Here is a 15,178-nt window from a genome sequence, read left to right as displayed (position 1 = left end):
ACGAGCTGAAGGCGGAGATTTCGCAGTTCGTCAAGGTCGGGCTGTCCGCCCACGCCGCGCCTCGCGAAATCGAGTTTAAGGATAAGCTGCCGAAGACGCGCAGCGGCAAGATCATGCGCCGCGTGCTCAAAGCGTGGGAGCTTGGCCTGCCGACCGGCGACTTGTCGACGATCGAAGATTAATTATCCGCTATTATGAATACGATCAGCCCCGCTAGGCCGTACATCAGGCCGGCGGGGTTTTCTATTGGAATAGACCGTTATAACCAACAAGTAGCTGGAGGCGGCAAGGCGTTTCCCCTAGGATAAGAAGTCTGAGGTCTATTCTATCAATACTATGAATCAGAGGAGACGTGTATGGAGCGAATTGCGGTAATATCCGATATTCACGCCAACCTGGCCGCGTTGAAGGCGGTCTGGGCGGATATCGAGCGGCGGGAGATCGGACGAATCTTTTGTCTGGGCGATCTGGTGGGCAAAGGCCCGTATCCGGCCGAAGCGGTTGATGAAGTACGCGAGCGTTGCGAGGTCGTGCTGCAGGGCAACTGGGATCATAAAATAACGTTAACTCCGGAAAACGAAGAATGGGTCTGGCAGCTGTGGACACAACCACTGCTTGGACAGGAGAGGCTCGATTATTTGCGGAATCTTCCGTTTTGCTATGATTTTTACTGGAGCGGGCGGAAGGTCCGGCTCTTGCATGCTTCCCCGACGAGCGTGTATGACCGGGTCCGGCTGAAGACGTCGATGACGGAGAAGTTAACGTTGTTTGAAAATACGCCGCTGACGGGCGATTGGCTCGGAATCAGCGGAGAGAAGTCTGATTGCGTCGTCTACGGCGATATTCATATGGCCTATGTGATGCCGCTGGAGGACCGGTTTGTCGTCAATGCGGGCAGCGTCGGTCTGCCGCTGGATGACATTCCGCTGGCCGGTTACGTCATCATGGAAGGTGCGCTGCATCAGCAATCGCCGGCACCGTTTTCCGTGCAGATCGTTCGAGTGCCGTACGACCGCGAAGAGGTGCTGCAGGATGCAGCCGCTCGAGGAATGCCGAGGCTGGAGAAGTTTACGCGCGATATTACCCGGGCGAGGTAGCCGGACTGCTGCCGGAAAACCGCATAGATCGCATCAAAAACAGCCTTGACCGGTTGCAGGTCAAGGCTGTTGAAGTTTGGTCTTATGGCTTCTTGCTTTTGAAAGGCACGCTTGCCGAAGCTTTGGATTCGCCATGCTCGTTAATGGCGACGACCCGGTACCAGCCTTCGTAGACGAGTGCGAAATAGTTCAGCTTCGGAGTTTCGGAAGACTGAATCTTTTTGAAGCTGCCGTTTTCTTTATCGCTGAAGTAGATATCGTACCGTTTGACCGCTTCGGTCTTCGGATTGGCCGACCATTCGATTTGAATCCCGGCTCCGGACTGCTGGACGGTTACGTTTTTCGGAGCTGACGGCGGTTCCTTTTTGGCAGGCTTGTCGTCCGGCTTGTTGTTTCCGTTGCTGCCGTTGTTGCCTTTACCGTCCGAGCCGTTGATGTCGCCCGGCTGACCGTTCGGCACACCGAACGGATCAAGCGGGGAGGAGATCTCTGTCGATCTTCCGTCGCTGAACACCACTTTGCTCGGCTTCGACTCTTTGCCGGCTACGTCCACGGCTGTTACGTAATAACCCACGACTTGCTGGCCGGATACCGTATCGGCAAAGATCCGGTCTTGCCCGGAAAGGACCACTTTGCCGGCTGCGCGTGCGAATTTGCCGCCGAGGGCATCCGCTTTGTACAGCCGATAACCGACGATATCGGCGCTTCCGGCTTCCTGGAACGTAATCTCGTTTTTGTCGGCCGAATGCTTCAGGGTGACGCCACCCGGCGCGTTCGGAATTTGTCCGTCGTCGGCTCTCGGGTCCACTTCGACGGCGGCGTCGTTATCGTAATCGAGCGGGTAATAGTGCGAGATGTCGGGACGGTTTTTGGCCGGCAATTGAGGCAAAATCGCCTGAATCTCCTTGATGATGTCGCCGATCGGCCGCTCCCGCTTGACGACGGTTTTCTCTTGCACCATATCGGCCGGCGTTCCCGGCTGCGGCAAGTAGACTTTGCCGTCGAACGTAACGTATTTCTGCTTGACCAACACCTGGTCTTCTTCGGTCGGAATAAACTTTTTGTTGAAAATATCCGTGACCAGCTTGCCGCTTTGCTTCGTTTGTTCGTTCGGCAGCTTGCCGGAATAACCGGATACGGTCCTTGAAACGATATTATCCGGCTTGACGAACTGTTTGTTCGGCAGCAGTTCCGGACGGTTATCCGCAATCGAGTTCATGACTTTGGCCCATATTTTCATGGCCCGCTGCGTACCGCAGCCGAGCTCGCTGTTCAGATTGCAGCCGCTCTTCTTCAGAGAATACTTCTGCTGGTCGTAGCCGGCCCATACCCCGACGGTAATATCGGGAGAATACCCTACAAACCAGGCGTCGCCGTCATTTTGCGTGGAGCCGGTTTTGCCTGCGACCTGGATCTGGCTGTAATGTTTAAAGTCTTTTTTCAGCAAGGTAGCCGTACCCGAGCTGATAACCGTCTTCATCATATCGGTGATGAGGTAGGCCGTCTCCTCGGAGAAAACCGCCGTCGGCTTCACCACATGCTCGTATACGATTTTGCCTTCCGAATCCGTAATTTTGCGGATCATATAGGCGTCCGTGAACTGGCCTTTATTCGGAATGGCGCTGTAGGCGTTCGTCAATTCCTCGACCGAAACCCCGCGGGACAACCCTCCGATAACTCCGGTTTGTGCTCCGTAATCGCTTTTCTCGATCGTCGAGATTCCGAGCTTCTTGGCAAAATCCCATGCGTTGTTAATGCCCACGACGTCGATAAACAGCTTGATCGCCGGAATGTTATACGATTGGTTCAAGGCTTGCCTTGCGGTCACCAGTCCATGAAATTTGTTGTCCCAATTTTCCGGCAGATGGAACCCTTTGCTGCCGTCCTTCAGGATGACCGGCACGTCGTCGATGACGACGGCCGGGGCGATCGCTCCTTTGTCGATGGCCGGGATGTAAGCCGCGATCGGCTTCATCGTAGAGCCGGGCTGACGCGTCATCTGGGTGGCGAGGTTCATCTGCTCCTTGTGGAAATCGCGTCCCTCGATCATCCCGAGAATGGCGCCCGTGGCGTTGTCCAAGGTGATGGCGGCGATCTGCTCCATCCCTTTTTCGGGATCGTCGGGAGTGAAGTTGTCGCTATTGTCGGAGATGACGTGCATCTCGTCGTAGATCTGCTTGTCGATCGTCGTGTAGATCCGGTATCCTTTGCGCTGCAGATCCTCGCGCGCCTGCTTGACGGCTTCCGCGTATTCGGCCTGGCCTTGCTTCGTATCCTTCTTGAGGTCCGGGTTGCTCAGGTTGGCCAATATTTCGCTTGATTGGCGCTCCACTTCCAGCATCAAGTACGGGTATGTATTGTATGCTTTCGGCTGGGACGGCGCGAGCGAACCTTTGATGTCGAACGCCAGCGCTTCGTCGTATTGCGTTTGCGTCAGCTTGCCTTCATCGAGCATTCTCTTCAAGACCAGCTTCATCCGTTCGACCGCTCCGTTAAAAGCTTTCTCGTCAAGTTCGCCGCGGCTCGTGAATGCCGAATATTTGGACGGCAGCTGCGGCAAGCCGGCCAGATAAGCCGCTTGGGCGGTGTGCAGATCGTGCAGGTTGTCGATATTAAAGATGCCTTTGGCCGCCGCCTTGATCCCGTACAGATTATAGCCGGACGAGCCGTTGCCGTATGGGATCTTGTTCAAATAGGCGAGCAAAATCTGCTCCTTGGACAGCAGCCTCTCCAGGCGGAGCGCGAGCAAAATCTCCTTCGCCTTCCGGTTGTCGCTGCGGTCCAGCGTCAAGAAAACCCGTCGCGCTACTTGCTGGGTAATCGTGCTGCCGCCTGTCTGCACGTCGGCATTCGTCAGCTTCTGGGTGACAGCCCGGAAAAAAGCTTTGACGTCGACGCCGTGATGCGTGTAAAAATCGTGATCCTCAATCGCCAGTACGGCGTCTTCGACGAACTTGGGCAGATCTTCGCTGCCGATCGGCCGGCGGTCTTCCTCCGAGCGGAGCTGACCGATCGGCGTGTCGTCGTTGAAATAGACGAAGCCGGTTATCGCATTTTCGTTAATCCTCTCCAGGATTTCTTCCTGGGGGCGAACGGGGTCGTCCTTTACAAGTGCGCTAACGTAACCGAATGCCGCTCCCGCTCCGACAAATCCGATTATTATGCCGGCGATAAACATCCATTTGAGAGTTATCAACGTTACGCGCAGCGCTTTTTTTGCTGTAGAAGATGATGATGATGGCTTGGTCATTCCGTTAATCCTCCTTCGGGCACACAGAGTTATTATAGCACATATCGTCATTTCATAATTTGGAATATCCGATAGAAGTTGCGAATTTTCGCCGTTTTTTTCAGTGAAATCCGAGAATTAATCAAAAATTGAATGATTCTTGTCGTTGACTTTCACTTTGGCCTTATGATATAACTGGTGTTAAATCTTAAAAACGACAAAGCGTTTGAAGGGCTAGCGTGGCCCGGCGAATACCGGGAGCGCCAGTAGGCGGATGCCAGCGCATATCAGAGAACCGGCGGAAGGTGCGAGCCGGGATGCGTCATGTTGCCGAATTACGGTCCTGAGCAGCAAAAGGGGAAGCGCGTGAGGCGCCAAGCTTTTGCCGGGTGATCCCGTTATCGAAATGAAGTGAAAGCAGCGCCCGTCTCCTTTAGAGTTAACAACGGCTCTTATAAGGATTCGAAAGCAGCTGCTTTAATTAGGGTGGTACCGCGGGTCAAAGCCTTCCCGTCCCTTTTTGTGGACGAGAAGGCTTTTTTTGCGTTTATTTTGGAAAAAACAAGCAGAGAGGACGCGAATAGCGATGGAAGCATGGAAACAGTTGACAGAGCAGATGAGAAAGGAAGCGGAACGGCAGCTGGAAGTCGTCCGCCGGGGTGTTGTGGAGATCGTTCCCGAAGAGGATCTGAAGGAAAAAATAGCGAATTCCCTGCTGACCGGGAAGCCGCTTAAGATCAAGCTCGGTCTCGACCCGTCCGCACCGGACATCCACGTCGGCCATACGGTCGTCCTTCATAAGCTGCGGCAGTTCCAGGAGCTCGGCCATGAAGTGCAGCTGATCATCGGGGACTTTACCGGACGGATCGGCGACCCGACGGGCAAATCGGAGACGCGCAAGCAATTGTCCGAAGAGGACGTGAAGCGTAACGCGGAGACGTACCAGGCGCAAATCTTCAAAATTTTGAACCCGGCCCAGACGACCGTTCATTACAATTCGCAATGGCTGAACAAGCTGAACTTCACGGATGTCGTCCAGTTGGCGGCGAAGGTGACGGTAGCGCGTATTTTGGAGAGAGACGACTTCACGAAGCGTTATGCGAACGGTCAGCCGATCGGCGTGCACGAGTTTTTTTACCCGCTGATGCAAGGTTACGATTCGGTCGAGCTGGACAGCGATGTCGAGCTGGGAGGAACCGACCAGAAATTCAATCTGCTTATGGGCCGCACGTTGCAGAAAGAGTACGGTAAACAACAGCAGGCCGCCATTACGCTGCCGCTGATCGCAGGGCTCGACGGCGTGCAGAAGATGAGCAAAAGTCTCGGTAATTACATCGGCATCGACGAAGCTCCGAATGATATGTACGGCAAGGCGATGTCGGTGCCGGACGAATTGATGGTGAAATACTTCGAACTGGCGACCGACCTGCCCGACGAAGAGCTCGGCAGCTTAAAGGCCGGACTCGAGGAAGGAACCGTACACCCGCGCGACGCGAAGATGAAGCTTGCATACACGTTCGTCAAGATGTACCACGGGGAAACGCAAGCGGAAGAGGCGAAGCGGCATTTCGTGACGGTATTCCAGCAAAAGGCACTGCCCGATGAGATCGAGGACGCGGAACTGCCGGTGTCGGAGCTGAACGGCGGGGAGATCCGGATTGTCCAGCTGCTGGTAACGACCGGACTGCAAGCTTCGAACGGGGAAGCGAAGCGCAGCGTATCGCAGGGAGCCGTGAAAATAAATGAAGAGAAGGTAACTGACCCGAACGCGGTTGTCCAACTGGAGGGCGGAGAAGTGCTGCAGGTCGGGAAGCGGAAGTTCGTCAAAATCAAGCTCGTGTAACCAGCCGGCCGAAACCAAAACGGGCTGAAGCAAAAAACGGCTAAAACCAAAACGGTCAAAAGCAAAAACCCCCAAGCCAAAAGGCTCGGGGGTTGATTGTTGAAGTCCAGATTAACGGCTGTAAAACTCGACGATTTGCTTCTCGTCGATTTCTTGAGGAAGTTCCGAACGCTCAGGCAGGCGGATGAACTTGCCTTCCATTGCCGTGTCGTTGAACTCCAGGTAGTTCGGCAGGAAGTTGCGGTTTGCCAAAGCTTCCTTGATGGAAGACAAGCCGCGGCTTCTTTCGCGAAGGCCGATTACAGTGCCAGTGCTAACTGTGTAGGAAGGGATATCTACTTTGCTTCCGTTCACCGTTACGTGGCCGTGAGCGACGAGCTGACGGGCACCTGCACGGGAGTTGGCAAGGCCAAGACGGTACACGAGGTTGTCCAGACGGCTTTCGAGCAGAACCATGAAGTTCTCACCGGAAATACCTTGCATTTTGGATGCTTTGTCGAACAAGTTGCGGAATTGCTTCTCGCCCAAACCGTACATATGGCGAAGCTTTTGCTTTTCTTGGAGCTGAATGCCGTAGCCGCTCAGCTTCTTGCGTTGTCCCGGACCGTGTTGTCCTGGAGGAAACGCGCGTTTCAATTCTTTTCCTGTCCCGCTAAGGGATACGCCGAGGCGGCGGCTCAATTTAAATTTAGGACCTGTATAGCGTGCCATTATGTTTTGCTCCTTTATACCGATAGTGTTTAATGGTTGAGTAGGCGTAGGGGAGACGTTCCGACGCGGTATACGTTGCGAAACGGACTTCGATCAGTCCCGTTTCCCGGCAGGCAGTTCAGCCGCTGGCCTGCTGGTAACGAACACCGTGAGGGTCGCATCGTGCGTCGCCAATCATAAAAAACACCTTTTTCCACTCGAATATTAATTCTATTAGAAACCTGGGGGTGATGTCAAGCGGAAACCGCTATTGGGCGAAATCTGACGATGCAAATATGAAGTGTGTATATAATGAAAGTAAATGATCCGGTGCGCATCTTATCGAATTTATACGGTTTGTGGCGGCAATGGGATTGGTAAGGCGCGGCAAGGTACGGTATGGTTCGGCATGGCACGGTAAAACGCAGCGATGACCGATTTTGGAGAATCCTTCCTTTAGCGAATTTTGAACGAAAATTTAGTGCAGCCTGTTTGCATTCATAGTATGATTGGAATATTGACGTTTCATAGAAGGGGTTCGCTATGAAAGAAATGCTACATCAGGACCGACTCGCTGTACTAATCGAGGATGGATTCGGCCCGTTCGTCACCGGCCTGGAGAGACATATGCCAGACCGGGCTGCGGTATACGCAGTGTGGGATGCCGACGGCCGCTGCATTGCTCATCATACGATCAACCCGTCCGGTTCCGGAATAAACGTTTCGTTTCCAGCGGATCCAGAAGCTTTTCTGCGCGAGATCCGGGCTGCACATGCTGTGAACGGTCACGACCGAACGTTTTCAAGAGCCGCATTTCTAGTCCATTCCGAACGCCGGGATGCCGCATCGCCCGTCATCGCCTCGTATCCCCTTTACGCCGACCGCAATGATCCGATCGCTTATTTGATTCGTATAACTGACGATTCGACAGCCGAGCCGGAGCTGCTGGAGTCCATGGAGCTGACCGGAACGGCATTCGCCGCCGCGATTCGCGCAAAGGAGGCGGAAGCCCGGCATGACGAGCTTGCCGGACAGATGAAGGAGCTGGAGCAGCAACTGGTACGCAAGAAAGCGTTGTTCGACATGGCGATCCATATTCATTCCTGCAACGATCCGGACCAGGTGCTGGAGACGCTGATCCGCTTTCTGGACGAGCGGGACCCGGCCGTGGCTTACGAAATTTATTTGTCTCAGGATCAATACAGCTCGATCCCGTCTGTCAAGCCGCTCCGTTTTGACCAGTCCGAGGAAGATATCCGCTTCCGTTCGTTTACCGAGGGCCGGCCGATCGTCGGACAATGCGGGACCGATGCGGTTTTCCCGCTGCGCGGCAAGCAGGGGGTGTACGGAGTCATCCGGATTGCGATTCCGGACGGAAAGACGGAGTTCGAGACGCTTCAGGAGATTACGCTGCTAGCCGATACGACCGGCGGCGCCTTCGAGAATGCGCGCCTGTATGAACAATCGAACCGGCTTGTCGGGGAACTGCGCCTGATTAACGAGATTACGCAGCGTCTGAATCAAAGTCTGAAGCTGCAAGATATATATTCGTTTGTTTCCATGGAGCTGCGCACGATTTTTAATGCGGAGTTTTCGTGCATTTTAGAGCTGGACAAGCCGAGCGGCAAGCTTATTGTCCGGGCCGGGGAGCCGGCTTCTTTTTGCGGCGAGGTGCTGGCCTCCGATTACGGGTTTGCCGGGCGGGTCATCGCTTCGAAAGAACCGCTGATCGTATCGGATTACAGGTTCAATCCGGCCGTCGAGTCGCTCTGGATGAAGGCGACGAACGCCCGCTCGCTGCTGGCTTGCCCGATCGTGGTGGAAGGAACGGTGGTCGGCGTCATTCTGATGGCGCACCGGCGGGCCCATTACTTCTCCTACGACAACTACAAGCTGCTCAAGACGTTGTCCAGCCATATCGGACTGGCCGCCTCCAATGCGAACCTGCACGCGGAAGTGCGCCGGATGGTGCAGACAGACCGGCTGACCGGGCTGTTCGCCAGACATTATTTGGACGACCAGATCGGTCTGTTTCAGAAAAAAGATTACTGCGGCTCGCTAATTCTGGTCGATATCGATAACTTCAAAAAGGTAAACGATACGTACGGCCACCAGATCGGCGACCGCGTGTTGATTCAGGTAAGCGCGATAATCCGCACCTCGATCCGCGAAGGCGATATTGCTTCCCGCTGGGGAGGCGAGGAGCTGGCCATTTATTTGCCCCAGGTTTCGAAGGAGCAGGCGATCAAGGTGGCGGAGCGGATCCGGAAGCAAGTGAAAACGGAAACTTCCCCGATCGTCTCGGTATCGTGCGGAGTTTCGGACTGGAACTGGGAAGACGAGAGGATCAGTGTGGAATCGCTTTTTTACCGGGCGGATATGGCGTTGTACAAGGCGAAGCATTCCGGGAAAAACCGGATCTGCATCGATTGAGCCGAATGTCGCAGGAATAACTACACTCTCTTGGGAAACGATAAGGTGAAGTTGAATCGTTATGCCCAGGAGGGGTTTTCATGCTAACGAAGCGGAGATATAGTCGGCTGAGGCGGCGTGCGCTCGCGCTTGCCGTTTTTGCGATTATCGCGATCCTGGCGGAGGCGTGCTCATTAACGGGAATGCCGTCCGATCCGGGCGAGCTGCTGAAGCAGACCGTCTCCGGCTTGTCCGGAACGGACGATTTCCGGTTTGAAGGGACGACGAGCGTATCGGTCGGGGGATTGCCGATGCAGGAAGGGGCCTCGTTCGAAGGCGTGGTCAACGGGCATAACCGGCTGTCGATGAGCTTTAACCGGGGCAGCCCGGGAGCAGGGACGATCGGTGCGGCCCAAGCGGGGGGAACGCCCCGTTCCGTCGTGTTCAGCAAATCCCAGAACGAATGGGTCGTCTCGGAGGCCGCTTCGCAAAGCGATGCGATCGTGCTGCTGCCCTGGAGCCCGCTGTACAAGCTGGAGCAGTTGAACACGATGGCGAAAAAAACGGAAAGCGCCAGAGACGAACAGGATACCCGTCTGACGATTCTTACGGTAACGCCGGAGACGGCCGATGTAACGAAGGCGGTCCGAGATCAGCTGGCCCGTCAAGCCGATGTGCTCGATATCGACAAGCAGCTCGCCGGACTGCGGACGAGGCACGGGCTGTCCGAAGCGGAGGCGGCGCGTATGAGGGGCGAGCTGGAGCAGAGCGTCCTTCTGACGAAGCGGCAGCTGGACGAGGCGGGAGGATCGCTTGAGGCGGGCGCCGTATACCGGATCTGGGTGGACCGGGTAAGCCGCCTTCCCCGCAAGATGCAGATCGAGACGGAGATGAAGTATACTTCGGACGGTCAGCCGAAGACCGAGACGATTCGCGTCGACTACCTTTTCACGGATTATAATAACAAGAAAAGCACCTGACGTCGCCGGCTTCGCACACCGAAGATCAGCGTCCGGGAGGGGCTTCTTTCCCGTTGTGCGCAGCTTCCCTGCGGCGGGGCCTGCCTTTTATCCATGTCCGAATCCGTGTTACAATATGGGAGGATGTACAGGGGAGGGCTTACAGGTTGAGCACCATACGTAATCGTTTGAAATACGGCATTCCTCTAGCCATGTTCGCAGCTGCAGCCTATTTCATCCTGTTTACGGAAACGGGAAGGGACCTTCGTCACGGCAACGTGGAGCAGCTTGCGGATCTGCTGCATTCGTTCGGGATATACGCAGTAATCGCTGGGATGCTCGCTATTTTTTTTCAAACCTGGTTTCCGATTGTTCCCTTCGTGCTGCTCGCTGGCGCCAATGCGTATGTGTTCGGCTTGACCGGAGGATTTGTGATGAATTACGGAATGACGTGTTTATCCGCGGTGTGCGCATTTCTGATCGCGAGATACATAGCCCGTGACGCGGTCGAAGCCAGACTGGCGAAGTTTCCGGCCGTACAGTCGTTCAACCGCAAGCTGGAGCGGCAAGGTTTCTTCTACACGCTGGTCGGCCGGCTGATCCCGGTCATTCCGTCCTCGCTGATCAACTTCGGCGCCGGCGTATCCAATATCCGGTTTCGTCCGTTCTTGCTGGCGACCGTGTTGGGCAAACTGCCGATCGTGCTGATGGAAACGTTCATCGGACACGATCTGATCCGGTTCAAGGAACATAAAATCCGGCTGCTGCTGGTGCTGGTTTTGTTCGTTCTGCTGATCTGCCTCGGCCAGTACATGAAGACGAGATGGACCGGCAAGCGGGATGAAGCGACCTAACTTACATAAGGAGATGAGCGGACTTATGAGAGATCCACGATTGCAAACGTTAGCCGCCAACCTGGTCGGCTATTCGGTGAACGTCCAGCCCGGCGACAAGGTGCTGATCGAGATGATCGGCCCGGAGAGGGAGATCGTCCACTGTCTCGTCGAGGAGGTTCATGCGAAAGGCGGCTTCCCGTATGTGATCTACGAAGACAGGGCGGTGCTGAGCTCGGTGCTGCAGTCGATCACGAAGGAGCAGCTTGAGCATTGGGCGGAGATGGACCTAAGGCGTATGGAGCAGATGGATGGTTACATCGCGGTCCGGTCCGGGGAGAACGTCAACGAATTGTCCGACGTCCCGAGCGACAAGAACGATATGTACAAACGGATCTACTACAAGCCGGTTCATCTGGAGCGCCGGGTCAAGAAGACGAGATGGGTCGTGCTGCGTTACCCGAACCCGTCTATGGCCCAGCTTGCCAGTATGAGCACCCGGGCTTTCGAAAATTTTTATTTCGACGTGTGCAACCTCGATTACCGCAAGATGGATATCGCCATGGACCCGCTGGCCGAGCTGATGGCTCGCACCGACCGGGTACGAATCACAGGGCCGGGCACCAACCTGTCGTTCTCGATCAAGGGGATCGGGTCCAAAAAATGTTCCGGACACCGCAATATTCCGGACGGAGAGGTGTTCACCTGCCCGGTCCGGGACTCCGTGAACGGTGTGCTGCAATACAATACGCCAAGCGTAAATTCCGGCATTACGTTCGAAAATATCCGGTTCCGCTTCGAGAACGGGAAAATCGTCGAGGCTACCTCCAACGATACGAAGCGGCTGAACGACATTTTGGATACGGACGAAGGGGCTCGCTATATCGGGGAGTTCAGTCTCGGATTTAATCCGTTTATCATGCACCCGATGAAGGATACGCTGTTCGACGAGAAAATCGACGGCAGTCTGCACTTTACTCCGGGCCAGGCTTATGAAGAGTGCGACAACGGCAACCGTTCGTCGGTTCATTGGGACCTGGTGCTGATCCAGCGGCCGGAATACGGCGGCGGGGAAGTGTATTTCGACGATGTGCTGATCCGCAAGGACGGCCGCTTCGTCATTCCCGAGCTGCAGGGGCTCAATCCCGAAAACTTGAAATAGATTCCAGCCCGCAGCAAGTTCTGGCAAATTATCATTGCGCGAATAGATGTTCCACGCTAATATAGAAGTATCAAATACGGAAGCCGGATTACTCCGCTTCTACTTGGAGGGATTGTGCCATGTCAAGCGCCAGCAACGCCGCAATTGTTGAAGTATCGCAAACGGCTAACAAGTTCAGATCTTCTATCGTACTTCAATATGAAAATAAATTCATTGACGTCAAGAGCATTCTCGGACTGTTCACGACACTGCTCGACTCGGGCGTTTACGATCTGCACGTTCACGGTCCCGACGCTGAAGAAGCAAAGGCTGCGATGGTCGAAGTATTTAAGAAGCATAACCTGGAAGTTAATGTCGTAAGCTGAGCGGACTTCCAGGTCCGTTCGATATACAGACGCAACCAAAAGGCTGCCTCGGGATAACCCGGGCAGCCTTTTCTGTGCGCAACCGCCTAAACGGACGACGAATCTTATACGGCTTGTTCGACCGCAACGTACGTGTAGCCGAGGTCGCGTGCGACCGCCGGATGCGTGATTGCTCCCCGGAACGTATTAATGCCGCTCAGGAGCGTTTTGTCGGACAGGAGAGCCTCCAGGCCGGACCCGGCGATACGAAGCGCATAAGGCAGCGTGGCGTTGGTCAGAGCCATGGTTGATGTGCGGGGCACGGCTCCGGGCATGTTGGCAACCGCATAGTGAACGACTCCGAACTTCTCGTATGTCGGGTTATCGTGCGTGGTCAGCCGGTCGACCGTCTCGAAGATGCCGCCTTGGTCGATCGCCACATCCAGGATGACGGAGCCGGGCGACATGGCGCGAACGGCGCTTTCCTTGACCAGCTTCGGCGCTTTCGCACCGGGAATCAGCACGGCGCCGATGACGAGATCGGATTCCGCCACCGATTCGGCGATATGCAGCGGATTGGACATAAGCGTCCGGATGCTCGTGCCGAATATGTCGTCCAACTGCCGTAGACGATCCGGGCTTACGTCGATAATCGTAACGTCGGCGCCGAGGCCGATCGCGATTTTGGCCGCATTCGTTCCGACGACGCCTCCGCCGATGATGGTCACCTTGCCGCGTTTGACGCCGGGCACGCCGCCGAGCAGGATGCCTTTGCCGCCGTGCGGGCGTTCCAGAAACTGCGCTCCGATCTGGGCGGCCATCCGGCCGGCCACTTCGCTCATCGGCGTCAGCAGCGGAAGCGAGCGGTTGACTTCAACGGTTTCGTAGGCGATCGCGGTTACGCCCTTGGTTGTGAGCGCCCGGGCCAGCTCGGGCTCGGCGGCCAGATGCAGGTAAGTGAACAAAATGAGACCGTCCCGAAAGTAACCGTATTCAGACGAAAGCGGTTCCTTTACTTTCATCACCAGATCGGAATTGTCCCATACCTCTGCGGCGCCGGTACAAATCAATGCCCCTGCCGACTGATACAGCTCGTCCGGAAAGCCGCTTCCCGCTCCCGCGTTCGTCTCGATCCGCACCTCGTGTCCTGCGCCCGCGAGCGCCATGACTCCGGCCGGAGTGACGGCTACCCGGTTTTCATTGTTTTTGATTTCTTTCGGTACCCCGATTCTCATCATCCATCCAGCTCCCCCGATTTGGTTTTCGTTACCAAGTATACGTGTCGGCGAGCGGTCTAGCTTCGTGATGAAACGAGAAAAAAAGGGGACGCCCTTGTGAAAAGTCACAAACGATCCGGATTGCCGCTCCATTTGTCCGTCTTTAAATCCAGAAACAAAGTCGTTTTCTGATCGACATTGGCAAAGTTGATACCGCCGATCTCGGCAATCCGCTTCAGCCGGTAAGCAAGCGTATTCGTATGAACATGCAAGGCGTCGGCGGCGACCTTGACGTTGCTGTCGCAGGCGAGGAACGTTTCCAGCGTCTCGACCAGATTGGCATGATGCTCCCGGTCATAGGTCCGGAGCTGTTTTAACGACGCGTTTTCGTACCGGTGCAGCCGTTTTTGTTCGAGGAAATAAGGAAGATAGCGGTAATAGCCGAGCTCGTGGTAGTGGGTGACGGAACCGGTCTCGGCGGGAAACTGCGCTTTGATCTGCAGCACGGTGAGCGCTTCCCGGTAGCTTTGCTCGACTGCGGTCACCTCTTCGCACGAGGAGCCGATTCCCCAGTTGAGCGGTTCACTGCCGAATCGTTCCTTCATCTGATGATAAAACGACAGGGCGAATTCCCCGGCTTCCGCTGCGAAGCGGGAGGCGTTCGTTCCCGGGACGAGGGCGATCAGCTGTTTATCCGACAGGACATGGAGCAGCGGACGGGTTTTCTGGATCGCCGTTACGATATATTGGATCTGCTGATTCAACTGCTCGGAGACATCGTGTCCGAACTGGAAGACGATCACGCCGAACAGGCCGGGCAGAGTGACGCCGAGCGAATCGGCTTTGAGCTTCGCCTGAAGCGCCGTCCGGTGATGGCCGGTAAGTAGCTCCCAGAAAAAGTCGCAACGCTCCTCGTCCTCTTTTCTTCTTTGCGTCTGGAGACGCAAAAGCTTGATCTTCGCCGCCTGGGCGGCAAGCTTCAGATGAAGCAGACAAGCTTCGTCCAGCGGCCGTTCCACCTCGAGCGCCCAGATGTAGCCGAGCACCTGATTGTCTTTGCGGATCGAGATGGCGACCCGGTCGCCGAGTCCGACATCGCGAATCGACCGGATCCGGACAGGTTCGTCGCTTTGCATGAGCCGGGGGATCACGCCGTCTTTCCACAAGCTGGCGATCACGTTATCGGGTACGCGCCGGCCGATGATCGTGGCAATCCGCGCCGCGTCGGTCCCGGGGTCGTGCTTGCTGTAGGCGAGCAGCCGGTGGTTTGCGTCCTCGACCGTTACCGGCGCGTGGAGCACTTCGCCTATTTTGTCGGCCAAAGCTTCCAGATGGTCAAAGCTTCGGTTGAAAGGATTTAGTTCCGCGTTCATCCGCGCGCTCCTTATTGTT

At 55.6% G+C, this 15,178-nt stretch carries 12 protein-coding genes; 8 read left to right on the top strand and 4 right to left on the bottom strand.

The genetic code is table 11. The features are described from left to right. Both AC3Y2E_RS15135 and AC3Y2E_RS15130 read left to right on the top strand, forming a co-directional pair. Positions 1 to 182, top strand: a 182-nt coding sequence (locus AC3Y2E_RS15135) for an AMP-binding enzyme (RefSeq protein WP_483875099.1), incomplete at its 5' end; no start/stop codon positions are given. Positions 183 to 356: 174 nt separating this feature from the next. Next, positions 357 to 1,097 (top strand): metallophosphoesterase family protein, encoded by a 741-nt coding sequence (locus tag AC3Y2E_RS15130; RefSeq protein ID WP_379211595.1) that lies wholly within the window; start codon positions 357 to 359, stop codon positions 1,095 to 1,097. A gap of 82 nt (positions 1,098 to 1,179) precedes the next feature. Here AC3Y2E_RS15130 and AC3Y2E_RS15125 read toward each other — a convergent pair whose 3' ends face one another. Then, the gene (locus AC3Y2E_RS15125) at positions 1,180 to 4,347 is read right to left on the bottom strand and encodes a transglycosylase domain-containing protein (protein ID WP_379211593.1); all 3,168 of its coding nucleotides are present in this window, start codon (positions 4,345 to 4,347) and stop codon (positions 1,180 to 1,182) included. Positions 4,348 to 4,912: 565 nt separating this feature from the next. Here AC3Y2E_RS15125 and tyrS point away from each other — a divergent pair. Then, the gene (gene tyrS / locus AC3Y2E_RS15120; protein WP_379211591.1) at positions 4,913 to 6,169 is read left to right on the top strand and encodes a tyrosine--tRNA ligase; all 1,257 of its coding nucleotides are present in this window, start codon (positions 4,913 to 4,915) and stop codon (positions 6,167 to 6,169) included. 111 nt (positions 6,170 to 6,280) lie between these two features. On the opposite strand, the gene rpsD is transcribed toward tyrS, so the two are convergent. Beyond that, positions 6,281 to 6,880 carry a 30S ribosomal protein S4 gene (gene rpsD / locus AC3Y2E_RS15115; RefSeq protein ID WP_190927639.1) on the bottom strand — a complete coding sequence of 200 codons (600 nt, stop codon included), beginning with the start codon at positions 6,878 to 6,880 and terminating at the stop codon, positions 6,281 to 6,283. A 522-nt stretch (positions 6,881 to 7,402) separates the two neighbouring features. Between rpsD and AC3Y2E_RS15110 the strand changes: the two genes are divergently transcribed. The 5 genes from AC3Y2E_RS15110 to AC3Y2E_RS15090 all read left to right on the top strand — a co-directional run bounded on the left by AC3Y2E_RS15110 (position 7,403) and on the right by AC3Y2E_RS15090 (position 12,590). Continuing rightward, positions 7,403 to 9,292: a diguanylate cyclase gene (locus tag AC3Y2E_RS15110; RefSeq protein WP_379211588.1), complete on the top strand. Its 1,890-nt coding sequence runs from the start codon at positions 7,403 to 7,405 to the stop codon at positions 9,290 to 9,292. Positions 9,293 to 9,372: 80 nt separating this feature from the next. Beyond that, positions 9,373 to 10,251 carry a hypothetical protein gene (locus AC3Y2E_RS15105; RefSeq protein WP_379211585.1) on the top strand — a complete coding sequence of 293 codons (879 nt, stop codon included), beginning with the start codon at positions 9,373 to 9,375 and terminating at the stop codon, positions 10,249 to 10,251. 146 nt (positions 10,252 to 10,397) lie between these two features. Further along, positions 10,398 to 11,084, top strand: coding sequence for a TVP38/TMEM64 family protein (locus tag AC3Y2E_RS15100; RefSeq protein ID WP_379211583.1), 687 nt, complete (start codon positions 10,398 to 10,400; stop codon positions 11,082 to 11,084). 25 nt (positions 11,085 to 11,109) lie between these two features. Next, positions 11,110 to 12,225: an aminopeptidase gene (locus AC3Y2E_RS15095; RefSeq protein ID WP_379211581.1), complete on the top strand. Its 1,116-nt coding sequence runs from the start codon at positions 11,110 to 11,112 to the stop codon at positions 12,223 to 12,225. A gap of 119 nt (positions 12,226 to 12,344) precedes the next feature. Then, positions 12,345 to 12,590 (top strand): HPr family phosphocarrier protein, encoded by a 246-nt coding sequence (locus AC3Y2E_RS15090; RefSeq protein WP_379211579.1) that lies wholly within the window; start codon positions 12,345 to 12,347, stop codon positions 12,588 to 12,590. Between the two features lie 104 nt (positions 12,591 to 12,694). Here AC3Y2E_RS15090 and ald read toward each other — a convergent pair whose 3' ends face one another. Both ald and AC3Y2E_RS15080 read right to left on the bottom strand, forming a co-directional pair. After that, on the bottom strand, positions 12,695 to 13,804 hold the full coding sequence (gene ald / locus AC3Y2E_RS15085; RefSeq protein WP_379211623.1) for an alanine dehydrogenase: 1,110 nt from the start codon (positions 13,802 to 13,804) through the stop codon (positions 12,695 to 12,697). Between the two features lie 107 nt (positions 13,805 to 13,911). After that, entirely contained in the window at positions 13,912 to 15,159 is a 1,248-nt protein-coding gene (locus AC3Y2E_RS15080; RefSeq protein WP_379211576.1) for a PucR family transcriptional regulator, read from the bottom strand. Positions 15,160 to 15,178 lie beyond the last annotated feature (19 nt).

This window comes from Paenibacillus sp. MAH-35 (genome assembly GCF_058135425.1).
This window is presented reverse-complemented; position numbering and strand designations above follow the sequence as displayed.